Origin of the sequence: Bradyrhizobium sp. CCBAU 53421 (genome assembly GCF_015291625.1) — a bacterium.
GTDB lineage: Bacteria > Pseudomonadota > Alphaproteobacteria > Rhizobiales > Xanthobacteraceae > Bradyrhizobium.
In genome coordinates, this window is sequence record NZ_CP030047.1 from 4,023,916 (window position 1) to 4,040,237 (window position 16,322).

Consider the following 16,322-nt stretch of genomic DNA (forward strand, 5'->3'; position numbering starts at 1 on the left):
CATTACGTCGGTTTGAAGCAGCAGCGATCATAGCAGGGCCGGCGCGGCTGAGATCAGGAGCCAAGAAAATCCAGTAGCGCGGCGTTGAAAAGCGCAGGATCCTGCAGGAATGCGAAGTGGCTGGCATTGGGCAGGATGAGCAGGCCGGCGCCCGGAATGGTCGCGGCCATGTATTCGGTATGCTCGCGCCTGATGCCTTCGTCGTATTGGCCGTCCGCGATCAGCACCGGCGCGCGGATCGTGCGCAACTGCTCGTCGGTCCAGTTCGGCTGGCTATCCCACATCTTCTCGATCTGCTGCAGGAACTGATCGTACTCGCCCGGCGTCGGCGACAGCCGTTCATACTCGGTCTTCGCCCGCGCGATGAACTGCGCGAAGGTCGGGTTCTTGTCGATGTCGGGCTTCAGCCCCGACGCCTGGGTGTTGGCGCCGAACGCGAACACGCTGGTCACCCGGTCGGGATGGCGCATCGCCATATCCAGCCCGATGATGGCGCCGTCGCTCCAGCCGACGATCGCCGCGCGCGGAATCTTCAGGTAGTCGAGCAACGCCACGACATCGTCGGTCATCAGGTCATAGCCGAACGGCTGCGCATTGCGGCCGCTGCGGCCGTGGCCGCGGCTGTCGGCGCAAATCACCCGATGCCGCCGCGCGACTTCCGGCACCTGCAGGCCGAAGTAATCGGAATTGGAAAGCCCGCCGTGGAGAAAGACCACCGGGCTGCCTTCGCCGGTTTCGACATGGAACAGGCTGATCCCGTTGACCTCGGCATAGGCGCTGCGCCCCGCGATCGGCGCCGGTGTTGCGGGCAAAGTCTGCCAGCGCTCGAGCGCGTCGGCACGCGGGATGCGCGCCACGCCGAACAAGGCGGTTGCGAGAAAGAGACGTCGGTCCATGATGATGCTCGCGCTAACAGGCGCGCTCCCGGAATGACGTGTGTGACGTCCGCCTACGACTGCGTCTGGCTCTGCCATTGCCCGGGGCGGCCGGCCTGGTCGACCTTGACCGCGACCGTCAGGGTCTCGCTGCCGCCGCCATAGCGGGTGCCGCGAACGGGGGCGGCGCCGAGATAGTCGAGGCCAATCGCGACGCGGGCATGGGCGTCGGTGGTGCAGATGCCGTTGGCGGCGTCGAAGCCGACCCAGCCCAAATCCGGCACGAAGGCCTCGGCCCAGGCGTGGCCGGCTTGCTGGTTGACCATGCCGTCGGAGCGCAGGAAGTGGCCGGAGACGAACCGCGCCGGAACGCCGCCGGCGCGCGCGCAGGCGATCAGGATATGCGCGTAATCCTGGCAGACCCCGCGCTTCAGCGCGAACGCCTCGGAGGCCGAGGTGGCGCTGTTGGTCGGGTCCTCGTCGAAGGTCATGTGCTCGTAGATCTGCACCATCAGCGCGTGCAGGAAGCCGAGCACGTCGCTACCTGCCTCCGCGCGCAGCTCGCGCACGAAACTCGTCATCGCCGGGTTGAGGTCGGTCAGCGCCGTGGGGCGCAGGAACAGGCTCGGCGGAAACCGCTCGTCGCTGCCTTTCAGCACGCCGCCGGTGTCCTGGGTCTCGACCAGGCCTTCGCAGTGGATGGTGAGGTCACTGATCGAGCCGTGCGTCAGCACATGGGTGACGTTGCCGAACGCATCCTCATGGGTGTCGAGCCGGGAATCGGTCGAGACGTCGATCTGCCAATCCGCGACATACTGGCCATCATGGCTACCCGGTGTCATCCGCAGAATCTGGATCACGCCCGAGGCCGCCGGCTCGTAGCGATAGGTGGTGGTGTGGGCTATCCGCAGGCGCATGGCTCAACCGCGTTCAGTCGGTCTTCTGGGCAGGAACGTCATGCCCGGCCCCATGCCGAGCATCACGTCTTTCGTCCTAATCGGCCGCGAAAGCAAGACATCCATGGCCGGCGTGAAGCCCGCCATGACGACAATTTGAGCACTTTTCGGCCGTATCGGTTAGATCAGGTATTGCTTGGTGATGATCTCGCCCAGCCGCGAATTGTCGGCGATGAATTCCTGGATGAATTCGTGCACGCCGTGCTGGAAGATATCGTCCATGTGGCTGTGCTCGAGCCGGTTCCTGATGCCGCGGGCGTGGCGCTGGGAGGCGCCCTGGCGGCCGTAGGCGACGCCGATCTGGTCCAGATTGCGCACCAGATTGCTGTAGCAGCTGGCGAGCGACCGCGGCAGCGTGTCGTTGAGGATCAAGAGGTCGGCGATCAGCCAGGGTTTCAGCGTTTCCCGGTAGACCCAGTGATAGGCGGTCGTTGCCGACACCGAGCGCAGGATCGAGGTCCACTGGTAGTAGTCCAGCGGGCCGCCGACATGCTCTTCCTCGGGCAGCAGCACGTGATACTTCACGTCGAGAATGCGGGCGGTGTTGTCGGCGCGCTCGAGATGCACGCCGAGCCGCGAGAACCAGTAGGCATCGTTGCGCAGCATGGTCCGGTAGGCCGAACCGTCGAAGCGCAGCGAGGTCTCCTGCACGAAGCGCAGGAATTTCGCCAGCTCCTCGCGGTTGGCGGGACCCTTGTTCCAGACCGCCTGCAGCTCGATCCACGCCGAGTTGATGGTGTCCCACATCTCCGAGGTCAGCGCGGTGCGCACCGAGCGCGAATTGAGCCGGGCGGCCTCGATGCAGTTCTTGATCGAGGACGGATTCTCCGACGCGAACGAGAGATATTCGATGACGTTCTGCTCGTTGGCTTCCGGATAGTGATCGTAGAAGCTCGCGCCGACGCCGGCGGTGAGCAGCGCGGAGTCCCACTCATTGGTCTTGCCGACATAGGCCGCGGGCAGCGCGGTGACGCGGAGCGTAGCGTCGATCGTGCGCGCGAGGTATTCGGCACGTTCCACGTAACGGGCCAGCCAGAACAGGTTTTCAGCGGTGCGCGACAGCATGCTTTCAACTACTCGCTCAGTATCCAGGTGTCCTTGGTGCCGCCGCCTTGGCTCGAATTGACCACGAGCGAGCCTTCCTTGAGCGCCACCCGCGTCAGCCCGCCGGGGACGATGGTGGTCTGGCTCGAGCCGGTCAGCACGAACGGGCGGAGGTCGACATGGCGTGGCGCCAGGCCCTTGTCGGTGCAGGTCGGGCAGGTCGACAGCGCCAGCGTCGGCTGGGCGATGAAGCCCTCCGGCTCGCGTTTGAGTTTGTCGCGGAACGCCTCGATGGTCGCCTTGGTGGCGGCAGGACCGATCAGCATGCCGTAGCCGCCCGAGCCGTGCACTTCCTTGACGACGAGGTCGGCGAGGTTGTCGAGCACGTAGGACAAATCCTGCGGTTCGCGGCAGCGCCAGGTCTGCACGTTCTTCAGGATCGGCTCCTCGCCGAGATAGAACTTCACCACGTCGGGCATGTAGGAATAGATCGCCTTGTCATCGGCGATCCCGGTGCCGACCGCGTTGGCGAGCGTGATGTTGCCGGCCGCGTAGGCCGACATCAGCCCGGGGACGCCGAGCGCGGAATCCGGCCGGAAGGTGAGGGGGTCGAGGAAGTCGTCATCGACGCGGCGGTAGATCACGTCGACCCGCTTCAGCCCCTCGGTGGTGCGCATGAACACCTCGTCGTTCTTGACGATGAGGTCGCGCCCCTCGACCAGCTCGATGCCGAGCTTGTCGGCTAGGAACGAGTGCTCGTAATAGGCCGAGTTGTAGACGCCCGGCGTCATCAGCGCGACCGTCGGCTCGGCGGAAGCGCTGTGCGGCGCCACCGAGCGCAGCGCCGACAGCAACTCGTCCGGATAGCGCTCCACCGGCGCGACGCGATGCCGCGCGAACAGGTCCGGAAACAGCCGCATCATGATCTCGCGGTTTTCCAGCATGTAGGACACGCCGGACGGCGTGCGCGCATTGTCCTCCAGCACGATGAAATTGTCCGGATCGGTGCGGATGATGTCGATGCCGGCGATGTGGACGTAGATGTCGTGCGGCACGTCCTGGCCGTTCATCTCCGGCCGGAACACCGGGTTCTGGAAGATCAGGTCTTCCGGGATGACGTTGGCGCGCAGGATGTCGCGGCCGTGATAGATGTCCTTCAGGAACATGTTGAGCGCGAGCACACGCTGCTTCAGGCCCTTCTCCAGCAGCGTCCACTCGGTCGCGGACATGATGCGCGGGATGACGTCGAAGGGGATCAGCCGCTCCTGGGCCTCGGAATCGCCGTAGACCGCGAAGGTGATGCCGATCCGGCGGAACAGGAGCTCCGCTTCCTGGCGTCGATATTCGAGCGCGTCCGGCGGCGTCTCTTTGAGCCAGCGGGAGAGCTCCTGGTAGGCCGGGCGGAGATCCTCGCCAAGGCCGTTCATCTCATCGAACGCGACTGCCATATATCCCGACTGCCCTCCCAAGCCATGTGACACAGTGCATGACTTGATGGGATGGTAGCAAGGGGCGGGCCAGCGCGATATGCATTGGCTTGTGGCATTTGCTAAGGGTGAAGCTGAAGGCCTGCCCGAAAAACCGGCTGAGGTCTGCTTAATTCGGCGGCAAAACCCCGTGACATCAAGGCATTGGATCGGCAATGTCAGGGGATCAAGTTAGGGAATGAGACCATGAGCGAGATCGTCACGGCGGGGATATTGGTGATCGGCGACGAGATCCTGTCCGGCCGGACCAAGGACAAGAACATCGGCTTCATCGCCGAATATCTGACCAATATCGGCATCGACCTGAAGGAGGTTCGCGTCGTTGCCGACGACGAGGCCGACATCATCTCCGCCCTTGATGCGCTGCGGCATAGGTACACCTACGTGTTCACCACCGGCGGCATCGGGCCGACCCATGACGACATCACCGCCGACAGCGTGGCGAAGGCGTTCGGGGTCGATATCCACCATCATCCCGATGTGGTGGCGCGGTTCAGGGAGCGCTGGAGCGAGCAGGACCTCAACGAGGCGCGGCTCAGAATGGCCCGGGTGCCCGACGGCGCCGAGCTGATCCAGAGCGCGACCATCCTGGCGCCGGGCTTCAAGCTCGGCAACGTGATCGTGATGGCCGGCATCCCCACCATCATGCAGGCGATGATGGACATCGTGGCGCCGACCCTGAAGTCCGGCGTGCGGATGCTGTCGGACTCGGTCCGCGCCGACGCGCGGGAGGGCGATATCGGCGGTCCGCTGCGGGCGATCGCTGAAGCCAATCCCGACACCATCATCGGCAGCTATCCGTTCCAGGACGAGAACCAGAAGCCGAACACCAACCTGGTGGTCCGCTCCCGCGATCCGGAAAAGCTCGCCGCGGCGATGGCCGCGGTGAAGGAGATGTTGAAGCAGGTGCAGGCCGCGCAGAAGAAGCCGGCGGGTTGAGGCGACATGGTCGAGCGAAATTCTGAACCGAGTGTGCAGGATCGGGCCGGCAGGCCGTTCCCGGTCTCGTGGGATCAATTCCACCGGGACTGCCGGGCGCTGACCTGGCGGCTCAACGAAGTCGGTCCGTTTCACGCGGTGATCGCGATCACCCGCGGCGGGCTGGTGCCGGCGGCGATCGTGGCGCGCGAGCTTGGCTTGCGGGTGATCGATACCGTCTGCATCGCCAGCTACGACCACGACAAGCAGGGCGACCTGAAGGTACTCAAGGGCATTTCGGAGCAGACCGCCGAGCTCGGCGGCGGCACCGGCAAGGGGCTCTTGATCGTCGACGACCTCGTCGACACCGGCAAGACCGGCAAGCTGGTGCGCGAGATGCTGCCAGACGCGCATTTCGCGACGGTCTATGCCAAGCCGAAGGGGCGCCCGCTGGTCGACACCTACATCACCGAGGTGTCGCAGGACACCTGGATCTTCTTTCCCTGGGACACCGCGCTGTCGTTCCAGCCGCCGATCAGGGATGGGGCGGCGTAGACTTCCACCTCGCCCCGCTTGCGGGGAGAGGTCGGATCGCATGCCGTGCAGCGCAATGCGATCCGGGTGAGGGGGACTCACCGCGAGTTCATCTCTCACTATCTTTGCGGACATAGCCCCTCACCCCAACCCTCTCCCCGCAAGAGCGGGGCGAGGGGGAAGTAAAGAAGCATGCCCCTGCAAAACCGCGTCACGCCCACCGGCGACATCGTCGCGTCAGAGCATCGCGGCACCTTCACCGGCAATCGCGGCATCATCCACGATCCGGCGACGCGGACGCTCTTGAACAAGCGCTGGTCGAGCCCGGCCTGGCTCACCTGCGTCTGCGAGTTCAGGGGACGGCGACGCAAGGTGATGAGCCGGCAGAGCTGGACCGAACTGTTCTTCCTCGATGAAGCGACCGCGTTCGCGGCCGGGCACCGGCCCTGCTTCTACTGCCGCCGCGACGACGCCAAGCGGTTTCGCGCCGCGTGGGAGGAGGGCAATGGCGTCAGCGACCTCAGCGCCAAGGCGATGGATGCGGTGCTGCACGCCGAGCGGCTCGAGCGCGGCAAGAAGCGGCTGCATCCGCTGCCGATGCCGATTGACGAACTGCCCGACGGCACGATGGTGCAGGCGAACGGCGAAAGTTACCTCGTTGCCGGTGGCAAGACCTTGCGCTGGTCGTTCGGCGGCTACGAGCGAGCCGATGCGACCGCTCCCGCGATGCTGTTGACACCGCCGTCGACCGTTCGTGCATTTCAGGCCGGCTATCGGCCGGTGCTGCATCCGAGCACGGCTGCCGCTTTGGGCTGAACCGCCAACGCGGCGCTTACGCCAGCCGCTGCCGCGCCAGCTTTGCACCAGCACCCAGCGCGATCAGCTTGGCTTCGGCGATATCCCGCCGCATCGGCGCCATGCCGCAATTGGTGGTCGCGATGATGTTGCCCTTCGGCACGTGCTTCGCGACCGCCTCGATCACCTTGACGACGTCTTCCGCGGTCTCGACCTCGTCGCTGGCGACGTCGATCACGCCGGCCTGCACGATCTTGCCGGGGAGCGCCGCTAGCAGCTCGATCGGCACCTTCGAGTTGCGGCATTCGATCGCGACCTGTTGGATCGTGCTCTTGTCGATTACCGGGAAGGTCTCTTCATATTGTCGCCACTCGCCGCCGAGCGTCTGCTTCCAATCGGTGTTGGCCTTGATGCCGTAGCCGTAGCAGATATGCACGGCGGTGGCGCAGGTCAGGCCTTCGGCCGCGCGCTCCAGCGCCTTGATGCCCCAGTCGCGGACCTGGTCCATGTAGACGTTGAACGCCGGCTCGTCGAACTGGATCATGTCGACGCCGTCGGCCTGTAGCGCCTTGGCCTCCTGGTTCAACAGCTCCGCGAAGGCGAACGCCATCTTGACGCGGTCGCCGTAATATTGGTCGGCGATGGTATCGATGATCGTCATCGGGCCGGGCAGGGTGAATTTCAGCCAGTTCCTTGTATGGGCGCGCGCCGCGCGCGCCTCGTTCTCATGGACGCGGCCCTTGAGCTGGAGCGGCGCGACCACCTGCGGCACCATCGCTTTGTAGCGGTCCTTGCGGATGCCCATCTCGACCTTATGGGCGAAATCGATGCCCTCGATCCGTTCCAGGAAACCGTGCACGAAGTGCTGGCGCGCCTGCTCGCCCTCGGTGACGATGTCGACGCCGGCATCCTCCTGCAGCTTGACCGCGAGCACGGTGGCGTCGCGCTTGGCACGGGCGAGCTCGGCGCCTTCCGACTTCCAGGGTGCCCACAGCATGTTCGGCTCGGCGAGCCATTCCGGCTTCGGCAGGGAGCCTGCGATCGTGGTTGGAAACAGCATGGGTGCCTCCCGATGGGTTCTGATTGAGCGCCTGTGTGCCATGTCCTAGAGTGGGGGTACAGAACAACAAAAGTCTTTGTGATGGGGAAGTGGACGCCGATGATCGACCTGCACTACGCGCCGACGCCGAACGGCTGGAAGATCTCGATCATGCTGGAGGAACTCGGGCTGCCGTACACGGTGATCCCGGTGAACATCCGCGCCGGCGAGCAGTTCCGGCCCGAATTCCTGGCGATCAGCCCGAACAACCGGATCCCCGCGATCATCGACCATGCGCCCGCCGGCGGCGGCGGGCCGTTCTCGGTGTTCGAGACCGGCGCCATCCTGATCTATCTCGCCGACAAGACCGGCCGCTTCCTGTCGAGGGAGCTGCGGGCGCGGTCGAACGTCATCCAATGGGTGATGTGGCAGATGGGCGGCCTCGGGCCGATGCTCGGCCAGCACGGCCATTTCGCGCTCTATGCGGCCGAGAAGATTCCCTATGCGATCGAGCGTTACCGCGACGAGACGGCGCGGCTTTATGGCGTGCTCGACCGCCAGCTCGGCAAGACCGGTGCCTACATCGCCGGCGACGACTATTCGATCGCCGACATCGCCTGCTTCCCCTGGACCATGACCCACAAGGCGCAGGGCTTCACGCTCGACGACTACCCGAACATCAAGCGCTGGTACGCGACCGTGCGCGCCCGCCCGCAAGTGCAGGCGGGCCTTGCGATCGGAAAATTCGTCAAGGAGCCGTTCGACGAGGAATCACGCAAGAACATGTTCGGCCAGCGTGCGAAGGAGCTGGTCGAGAAGAAATGATGCCCGTTATTCCGTGGCGCGACACGGTCGCGCGCTCTGCGCCTTGCGGCGTTTCCCGGAATGACGACAATGAAACTGGAAAAAGATAAAGGGAAACGCCAATGATCGAATTCTTCTTCGACTGTTCCAGCCCGTGGACCTATCTCGCCTGGCACAACATCCAGCCGCTGGCGAAGGAGTTCGACGCGCCGATCACCTGGCGGCCGATCCTGGTCGGCGGCATCTTCAACACCGTCAATCCGTCGGTCTACGCGCAGCGCGAGACGCCGGTGCCGCTGAAGGCGCGCTACATGAAGAAGGATCTCGGCGACTGGGCGCGCTCGGCCGGCCTTGCGATCAAGATGCCGCCGACCGTATTCCCGGTGAACAGCGTCAAGGCGATGCGCGGCTGCATCCTTCTCGGCAACGAGAAGATGGTGCCGTTCGCGCGCGCCGTGTTCGAGGCCTATTGGGGCGACGACAAGGACATCTCGCAGGATGCGGTGCTGACCGAGATCTGCACCAAGCTCGGGATCGATCCTGAAAAATTCCTTGCCGGCATCGCCGATCAGACGATCAAGGACCAGCTCAAGGCCAATACAGAGGAAGTGATGGCGCGCGGCGGCTTCGGCTCGCCCACGATCTATCTCGACAAGACCGACATGTATTTCGGCAATGACCGCCTGCCGCTGATCCGCGAGGCGCTGGCCCGTCTCAAGGCGCGGGCCGCCTGATGCCGAAAGCCGTCGTTTGCCGTGAGCTCGGCCCGCCCGAGCGCCTTCAGCTCGAGAATTTTGCCTCGGTGGCTTTGCAGCCGGGGCAGGTGCGGGTCGCGATCCGCGCCGCCGGGATCAATTTCCCCGACATACTGATGGCCGCCGGTGAGTACCAGCTCAAGCCGCCGCTGCCGTTCACGCCGGGCTCGGAAGCCGCCGGCGATGTCGTCGAGGTCAATGATGCGGCCGGCGTCGCCGTCGGCGACAAGGTGATCGTCAAGATGCGTTTCGGCGCCTATTGCGATGAGACGGTCGCCGTGCCGTCGCAGCTCGTGCCGGTGCCGTCGACCTTCGACTATGCCGAGGGCGCGACCTTCCTCGCTGCGCACGGCACCGCCTATCACGCGCTGATCGACCGCGGGCAGATCAAGCCGGGCGAGGTGCTGCTGGTGCACGGCGCCGGCGGCGGCGTCGGACTTGCAGCGGTCGAGATCGGCAAGCTGCTCGGCGCCACCGTGATCGCGGCGGCCTCATCCGAGGAGAAGCTTGCGATCGCCAGGGCGCGCGGCGCGGATCATCTCGTGCTCTATGCGCGCGAGCCGTTCCGCGATGCCGTCAAGCGCATCACCGACGGCCGCGGCGCCGATGTGGTGTTCGATCCCGTCGGCGGCGAGGTGTTCGAGAACTCGATGCGCTGCATCAACTGGGGCGCGCGGATTCTCGTGGTCGGCTTCACCGGCGGCATCGGGCTTGCCCGCACCAATCTGTTGATGATCAAGGGCGCCAGCGTGCTCGGCGTCCGCGCCGGTGAGGCGGTGCGGAAGGATCCGGCGCTCGGCGAGGTCAGGTTCAAGGCGCTGAGCGAATGGGCCCAAGCCGGTAAGGTGCGGCCAAATATCTCACACCGGCTGCCGCTGGAAGACTATGCGAAGGCGATGCGGCTGTTGATCGAACGCAAGGCGATCGGGCGTGTGGCGCTGATCACTCGGTGAACGTGCGTAGGGCGGGTTAGCCGTCAGGCGTAACCCGCCGCATCTCGGCGACGGCGGCGGATTACGCTGCGCTAATCCGCCCTACGATTTCGCGAACCTGCCATCGCGCAGGAATGCGATGGTTTGCGCGATCGCTCCCGGTTGCGCACCAGCCAGGGATGCGAGGTGCGGATCACGATGTGATCGGCCATGCCGTCGAGCCTGGTGTTGGCGACCGACACCCTTCCGTCATGCGGACGCGGCAGGCCGATCGACGTGATCGGATAGACCGAGCGGTCGCCGGCGATGATACCGGCCTCGTAATCGATCGGCGGCAGCAGCGCGCTGGTCGCGGCATCGCGGCGGGTGCCGAGCTGCTGGCCGGCCGGGCCGAAGAAGGCGCGATAGGCCGCGAGGTTCTTCAGGCGGTCGGCGATCTCGCTGCCGCCGTTTGGCGTGCCCAGCATCACGACGCGGCCGAGCCGCGCGGGGCGATGTCGTGCGAGATAGACGCGGGCGAGCAGGCCGCCCATGGAATGGCAGACGAAATGCACGGCGCCGTCGCGGCTCTGTACGAAGCGATCGAGCGCGGGGTGGATATCCTCGGCCAGCGCATCGAGAGGCTTGCGCCGGCTGTCATAGTCGAGATTGAGCGTGGCAAAGCCGGCATCCCCGAGCGCCAGCTCCATCCTGCGAAACGAGCGCGCCGTCCTGCTGATGCCGTGCAGCAGGACGACGCCGTCAGGCGTGGGCGCCGCGGGACGCCGTTCGCTCACTTATAGTCGCGCTCCTGCCACCACGGGAAATAGTCCGGCATATCAGACGACACCTTGTTCTTGAACTGCGCCGGACGCTTTTCCAGGAACGACACCACGCCTTCCTTGACGTCCTCGGAGCGGCCGCGGGCATAGATGCCGCGGCTGTCGACCTTGTGCGCCTCCATCGGATCGTCGGCGCCCATCATGCGCCACATCATCTGGCGGATCAGCGCCACCGACACCGGCGCGGTCTTGGCCGCGAACTCCTTGGCGAGCGCACGCGCGGTCGGCAACAGATCGGCGGGCGGCACCACCTTGCTCACGAGCCGGCCGGCAAGCGCTTCCTGCGCCGGGAAGACGCGGCCCGAGTAGCACCACTCCAGCGCCTGCGAGATGCCGACGATGCGCGGCAGGAACCAGCTCGAGGCGGCTTCCGGCACGATGCCGCGCTGCGAGAACACGAAGCCGAAGCGCGCGGCCTCCGACGCAATGCGGATATCCATCGCAAGCTGCATGGTGACGCCGATGCCGACCGCCGGGCCGTTCACCGCGGCGATCACAGGCTTCAGGCACTTGAAGATGCGCAGCGTCACCTGGCCGCCGCCGTCGCGCACCTGCGGATCGCTATAGTCGACGCTGCCGTCGGCATTGCGCTTGACCGGGCCGCGCCGCGCATCGCGATCGAAAGTGTTGGCACCGGAGGATAGATCGGCGCCGGCACAGAAGCCGCGGCCTTCGCCGGTCACGATGATTGCCCTGACGTCGTCGTCCTTGTCGGCCTTGTCGAACGCGTCGATCAGCTCCTGCTGCATCGTGGCGTTGAAGGCGTTGAGCTTGTCGGGCCGGTTCAGCGTGATGGTCAGGATCTGCTCGGCGACCTCGTACTTGATCGTCTCATACGCCATGGGGATGATTTCCTCTCGGTTTTCTTGAATGAACGACGTGCGTCGTCATCCAGTTAACCCGGCAATCATCCCTTGTGAAGAAGTGGGGATGCGCGGCGTGGTTCCGCGCATCCCCACTTGCGTTGAGGCGCTACTTCTTCGGTGGCGCAGGCCACGGCTTCTGCGGGCCGCGCAGGCCTTCGAACGCCTTGCCCATGCCGAGCACGCCGATGTCGTCGAAGCGGCGGCCGATGATCTGGACGCCGATCGGAAAGCCCTTCTTGTCGTAGTCGCCGTTGATCGACAGCGCCGGGTTCTCCGACATATTCCACGGCACGGTAAAGCAGATGTGCTCGAACGGCTTTGCCGGGTCGTTGAGCGGCGCTGCGAACTCCGCAGGGAAATTCACGACCGGCGACACCGGCGAGATCACGTAGTCGACTTCGCAGAACAGTTTTGCGGCGGCCGCGCGGATCGCCATCGTCTGGTTGAAGCCGCGCACCACGTCGACGCCGGAGAGCTTTGCGCCGGCCTCGGCCCAGTTGAGGATGTAGGGCAGGGTCTTGCCGCGGTCGGCCTGCGACAGCTTCGACAGCTCGTCCCAGGTCCGCGCCCGCCAGAAATTGTCGAGCCCTTCGAGCATCTCCGGCGTCAGGATGCCGTCGATCTCGGTGATGACGGCGCCGGCGGATTCGAACGCCTTCCCCGCCTTGACGACGATTTCGCGAACCTCCTTCTCGACCTTCTGGCCGGATCCGGCATCGAGCATCAGCCCGATGCGCAGCTTGCGCGGCGACTTCTCCAACGCCTTCCAGTTCACTTCCAGCGCCGGCAGGCTCATGCCGTCGCGGCGATCTGGGCGCGACAATACGCTCATCATCAGCGCGGCATCGTCGACGGTGCGGGTCATCGGGCCGGCGACGCGGCCGACATAGGGTGGATCGATCGGCACGCGGCCGAGGCTCGGCTTCAGCGCGACGAGGCCGCACCAGGAGGCCGGCAGCCGCACCGAGCCGCCGATATCGGTGCCGAGATGCAGTGGGCCGTAACCGGCAGCACCGGCCGCGCCGGCGCCGGAGCTCGAGCCGCCGGGGTTCTTGCTGACATCCCAGGGATTGCGGGTGAGGGGATGGAACGACGACAGGCCTGACGACAGCATGCCGTAATCCGGCATCGTGGTCTTGGAGAAGATCACGCAGCCGGCTTCGCGCAGCCGCGCGGCAGGCGGCGCATCCTTTTCCGCCGGCGCGAGCTTGACGCTGGCAGAGCCCAGCGGCACCGGCTGGCCTTTGGTGGCGACGTTGTCCTTGATGGTGACGGGCACGCCGTCGAGCGTGCCGGCCGGCTCGGCTTGCTGCCAGCGCTCGGTCGAAGCCTTGGCGACCTTCCGCGCGCCTTCGGGATCGTACAGATACAGCGCCTTGATGTGCGGCTCCCAGGTCGCGACCTGGGAGATGATGTCCTCGAGCACCTCGGACGGCGAGAACTGCTTGGCACGATAGCCGGCGAGCAGGTCGATGGCGGAGAGATCGTGCAGCGACGTGATGGCGTCCCCTTTCGGCTTATGCATGCGCACCTGCCGGCATGCGTTTCTCGATGATGCGGGCGAACATGCTGGCGCCGATCGGCAGGATCTTGTCGTCGAGAACGTAGCCGGGATTGTGCACGGGCACTGAACCGTCATGGCCGACCCAGAAATACGCGCCGGGAATGGCCTGCATCATGTCGGCGAAATCCTCGCTGCCCATCTTGGGCGTCGAGCGGGTGATCACCTTTGCCGGATCGACAACGGTGCGCGCGACTTCCTCGACGACGCGGGACTGCTCTTCCTGATTGACCAGGACGCTGAAGCCATCGCGGATCTCGACCGAGATTTCGGCGCCATAGGCCACGGCAAAGCCGGCGGCGATTTCGCGCATGCGCTTGCGGATCAGCTCGCGGATCTCGTCGGAGAAGCAGCGCACCGTGCCGCACATCCAGGCTTCGCCGGGAATGACGTTGTACGCCGACCCGGAATGGATCTGCGTGATCGACAGCACCGCGGCCTGCAGCGGATCGACGTTGCGGCTGACGATCGACTGCAACGCCTGTCCGAGCGTCATTGCGATCACGACCGCGTCCTTGGAGCGCTCCGGCATCGCGCCATGGGCGCCGTAGCCCTGGATCCTGATATCGAAGAAGTCGGCTGCGGCCATTGCCGGGCCCGGCAGGATCGCGATCTCGCCATGGTTGAGGTCGGGCGCGTTGTGCAGGCCGTAGACCTCGTCGCAGGGGAACTGCTTGAACAGGCCGTCCTTGATCATGGCGCGCGCGCCGCCGAGGCCTTCCTCGGCCGGCTGGAAGATGAAATGCACCGTGCCGTCGAAATTTCGGGTTTCGGCGAGATAGCGCGCCGAGCCCAGCAGCATCGTGGTGTGGCCGTCATGGCCGCAGCCATGGAAGCGGCCGGGGATGGTGGAGCGCCACTTCAGATTGGTGTTCTCCTCCATCGGCAGCGCGTCCATGTCGGCGCGCAGGCCGATCTTCTTGGTGCCGTTGCCCTTGCCCTTGAGCACGCCGACCACGCCGGTGCCGCCGAGGCCGCGATGCACCTCGATGCCCCAGCTCGCAAGCTTGTCGGCGACGATGCCGGAGGTGCGGACTTCCTCGAAGCCGATCTCCGGATGCGCATGCAGATCCCGTCTGATGGCGGTGAGTTCGTCGGCAAAACTGTCGATGCGCTCAATGGTCGGCATGGTCTCTATCCGTTTGTGCGTGATGGGGAGGAGGGGGTGAAAGCGGGGCCGTTAGGCTTGATACGAATGCCGGGACGCAAATGTTTCCACGGCAGCGTGGCGGTGTCGGCCGGCATGGCGCCGGGCGCGGCGCAGATCAGCAGTTTCTCGGCGATCGGCTCGAAATCGGCGCGGAAATGCACCGAGCTCTTGTTGACCAGGATCTTCTGCGCGGTCGGCTCGATGCCGACATAGCGGTACATCGACTGGTCGGCAAGCTGGGCCTTGTAGGAGCCGACGACGACACGGACGTCGCCGACCCGCAGGCAGGCCGACGGACCCATGTCCATGTCGCGGCCGCCGAAATAGGGGCCGGGTGCGACGAACTTGCCGTCCGAGAGCTTTTCGACGACGAAGGTCTCTTTGTACGGCGCGTCGCCGGGAATGCCGGACTTGCCGCCGAGCTCGAGCGTGACTGATGCTCCGACGCCGGCCACATGCGCAGCCTTGGCCGATTGCGGGTCGTAGATCACGCCGGTTGCGGCACTCGCTTTGTTGCGCACCAGCGCGCGCAGCATGCCCGTGGTGTCGGAATCGCCACCGGCGCCGGGATTGTCCTGGGTGTCGGCGATGATGATCGGCTTGCTCGCCGACTTCGCCAGTTGCATCGCCAGCTGCACGCCTTCATCCGGCGAATAGATCCGGCCGTCGAAATCGTCCTCATGGCTCTCGACCAGGGCGACGACCTCGTCGGCGGCCGCATCCGCGTCGGCCTGGGTCAGGCCATAGGCGAACACGCTCGGCCCGCAATCCCTGAAATCGGCCGCCGGGAAGCCCGGCGCAAACGACAGCGTCGGCACGGCGTCGCTCTCCAAGGCCGCGAGCTTCTGATAGATGCCCTTGGTCGGCTGGTCGTTGGTGCATTGCCAGCTGATCGGGATCAGGAACGGCAATTGCCGGAATGCTTTCGCAAAGCGCTGCCCGGACTTGAGCATCAGCGCCAGATGCCGTGCGCAAGCGCGGCCGGTGTCGGCCATGTCGACATGCGGATAGGTGCGGTAGGCGATCAGCGCATCGGCATGCTCGACCATCCTGGGCGAGACGTTGGCATGCAGATCGAGGCTCGCTACCAGCGGCACATCATTGCCGATGGCCTTGCGCACGCGGGCGAGGGTTTCGCCTTCACCATCGTCATGATGCTCGGTGACCATGGCGCCGTGCAGGTCGAGATAGACGGCATCGATCGGGCCGGCGGCGACAATGCCGTCGACCATCTCCGTCACGATCCGCTCGAACGCATCCTTGCTGACATGCGCCGACGGGCTCGCCGCGGCGAAAATCGTCGGCACCAGCTCCCAGCCATTGGCCTCGGCGGCCTCGACAAAGCCGGCGAGGCCGACATTGATCTTGCGCATGACCCTGAGCACCTCGGCGCCATGGGTCATCGACGGCCAGCCGCCGCCATGCACGAAGTCGTCGTAGGTTGCCTTCGTCGGTGCGAAGGTGTTGGTCTCGTGCAGGAAGCCGCCAACGGCAATGCGGGTCATCAAGTGGTCTCGATACGTTTCTTCGATCGTGATGCGATCGGAACGGTTCGCGCCACGATCTCGTTTCGTTGGTTAGAGCGCGAACTTTCGGGGAGGCCGGTGTCCACCCTCGGGTCATGCCCTAGCGCGCGACGTTAAGCGTGTCGTCGCGCCAAGCGCAAGCCGTCGAGCACCTCCGGATTTGCATGCCCTATGGGCGTCCCGAGTGGTTCGGGTGCGTCAACGTTGCTAGCCGTCATTCCGGGGCGCGTCGAAGACGCGAACCACAGGTGCGCAATTG

At 65.3% G+C, this 16,322-nt stretch carries 15 protein-coding genes and 1 pseudogene; 6 read left to right on the plus strand and 10 right to left on the minus strand.

The window, feature by feature from the left end; all coding sequences use genetic code 11:
* Positions 1 to 53: 53 nt before the first annotated feature.
* From XH92_RS19020 to XH92_RS19035, 4 genes are all read right to left on the minus strand, one after another.
* Positions 54 to 896, minus strand: a complete 843-nt coding sequence (locus tag XH92_RS19020; RefSeq protein ID WP_194460556.1) for an alpha/beta fold hydrolase — start codon at positions 894 to 896, stop codon at positions 54 to 56.
* Positions 897 to 949: 53 nt separating this feature from the next.
* On the minus strand, positions 950 to 1,792 hold the full coding sequence (locus tag XH92_RS19025) for a transglutaminase family protein (protein ID WP_194460557.1): 843 nt from the start codon (positions 1,790 to 1,792) through the stop codon (positions 950 to 952).
* Between the two features lie 159 nt (positions 1,793 to 1,951).
* A complete protein-coding gene (locus XH92_RS19030; RefSeq protein ID WP_194460558.1) occupies positions 1,952 to 2,896 on the minus strand; it encodes an alpha-E domain-containing protein in 945 nt (314 codons plus the stop codon).
* An 8-nt stretch (positions 2,897 to 2,904) separates the two neighbouring features.
* On the minus strand, positions 2,905 to 4,323 hold the full coding sequence (locus XH92_RS19035) for a circularly permuted type 2 ATP-grasp protein (RefSeq protein WP_194460559.1): 1,419 nt from the start codon (positions 4,321 to 4,323) through the stop codon (positions 2,905 to 2,907).
* Positions 4,324 to 4,548: 225 nt separating this feature from the next.
* Here XH92_RS19035 and XH92_RS19040 point away from each other — a divergent pair, with 225 nt between their 5' ends.
* The 3 genes from XH92_RS19040 to XH92_RS19050 all read left to right on the plus strand — a co-directional run bounded on the left by XH92_RS19040 (position 4,549) and on the right by XH92_RS19050 (position 6,630).
* Positions 4,549 to 5,301, plus strand: a complete 753-nt coding sequence (locus XH92_RS19040; RefSeq protein ID WP_050625549.1) for a molybdopterin-binding protein — start codon at positions 4,549 to 4,551, stop codon at positions 5,299 to 5,301.
* Positions 5,302 to 5,307: 6 nt separating this feature from the next.
* Positions 5,308 to 5,835, plus strand: coding sequence for a xanthine phosphoribosyltransferase (gene gpt, locus XH92_RS19045; RefSeq protein WP_194460560.1), 528 nt, complete (start codon positions 5,308 to 5,310; stop codon positions 5,833 to 5,835).
* Positions 5,836 to 6,006: 171 nt separating this feature from the next.
* A complete protein-coding gene (locus XH92_RS19050; protein ID WP_194460561.1) occupies positions 6,007 to 6,630 on the plus strand; it encodes a hypothetical protein in 624 nt (207 codons plus the stop codon).
* Positions 6,631 to 6,646: 16 nt separating this feature from the next.
* On the opposite strand, the gene XH92_RS19055 is transcribed toward XH92_RS19050, so the two are convergent.
* The gene (locus tag XH92_RS19055; protein WP_194460562.1) at positions 6,647 to 7,669 is read right to left on the minus strand and encodes a methionine synthase; all 1,023 of its coding nucleotides are present in this window, start codon (positions 7,667 to 7,669) and stop codon (positions 6,647 to 6,649) included.
* A gap of 99 nt (positions 7,670 to 7,768) precedes the next feature.
* Between XH92_RS19055 and XH92_RS19060 the strand changes: the two genes are divergently transcribed.
* The 3 genes from XH92_RS19060 to XH92_RS19070 all read left to right on the plus strand — a co-directional run bounded on the left by XH92_RS19060 (position 7,769) and on the right by XH92_RS19070 (position 10,160).
* On the plus strand, positions 7,769 to 8,473 hold the full coding sequence (locus XH92_RS19060) for a glutathione binding-like protein (RefSeq protein ID WP_194460563.1): 705 nt from the start codon (positions 7,769 to 7,771) through the stop codon (positions 8,471 to 8,473).
* A 101-nt stretch (positions 8,474 to 8,574) separates the two neighbouring features.
* Positions 8,575 to 9,186 (plus strand): 2-hydroxychromene-2-carboxylate isomerase, encoded by a 612-nt coding sequence (locus XH92_RS19065; RefSeq protein WP_194460564.1) that lies wholly within the window; start codon positions 8,575 to 8,577, stop codon positions 9,184 to 9,186.
* On the plus strand, positions 9,186 to 10,160 hold the full coding sequence (locus XH92_RS19070) for an NADPH:quinone oxidoreductase family protein (protein ID WP_194460565.1): 975 nt from the start codon (positions 9,186 to 9,188) through the stop codon (positions 10,158 to 10,160). Before XH92_RS19065 ends, XH92_RS19070 begins: the two co-directional genes overlap by 1 nt.
* Before the next feature lie 81 nt (positions 10,161 to 10,241).
* On the opposite strand, the pseudogene XH92_RS19075 reads toward XH92_RS19070, so the two are convergent.
* The 5 genes and pseudogenes from XH92_RS19075 to XH92_RS19095 form a co-directional block, all read right to left on the minus strand.
* Positions 10,242 to 10,915: pseudogene (locus XH92_RS19075) on the minus strand (esterase/lipase family protein).
* Positions 10,912 to 11,802, minus strand: coding sequence for a crotonase/enoyl-CoA hydratase family protein (locus tag XH92_RS19080; RefSeq protein WP_194460566.1), 891 nt, complete (start codon positions 11,800 to 11,802; stop codon positions 10,912 to 10,914). Before XH92_RS19080 ends, XH92_RS19075 begins: the two are co-directional and overlap by 4 nt.
* A gap of 130 nt (positions 11,803 to 11,932) precedes the next feature.
* The gene (locus tag XH92_RS19085) at positions 11,933 to 13,351 is read right to left on the minus strand and encodes an amidase (RefSeq protein ID WP_194460567.1); all 1,419 of its coding nucleotides are present in this window, start codon (positions 13,349 to 13,351) and stop codon (positions 11,933 to 11,935) included.
* Positions 13,344 to 14,516 (minus strand): M20 aminoacylase family protein, encoded by a 1,173-nt coding sequence (locus tag XH92_RS19090; RefSeq protein ID WP_194460568.1) that lies wholly within the window; start codon positions 14,514 to 14,516, stop codon positions 13,344 to 13,346. The genes XH92_RS19085 and XH92_RS19090 overlap by 8 nt, the downstream gene beginning before the upstream one ends.
* Before the next feature lie 5 nt (positions 14,517 to 14,521).
* Positions 14,522 to 16,042, minus strand: a complete 1,521-nt coding sequence (locus XH92_RS19095; protein ID WP_194460569.1) for a M81 family metallopeptidase — start codon at positions 16,040 to 16,042, stop codon at positions 14,522 to 14,524.
* Between the last annotated feature and the right edge of the window lie 280 nt (positions 16,043 to 16,322).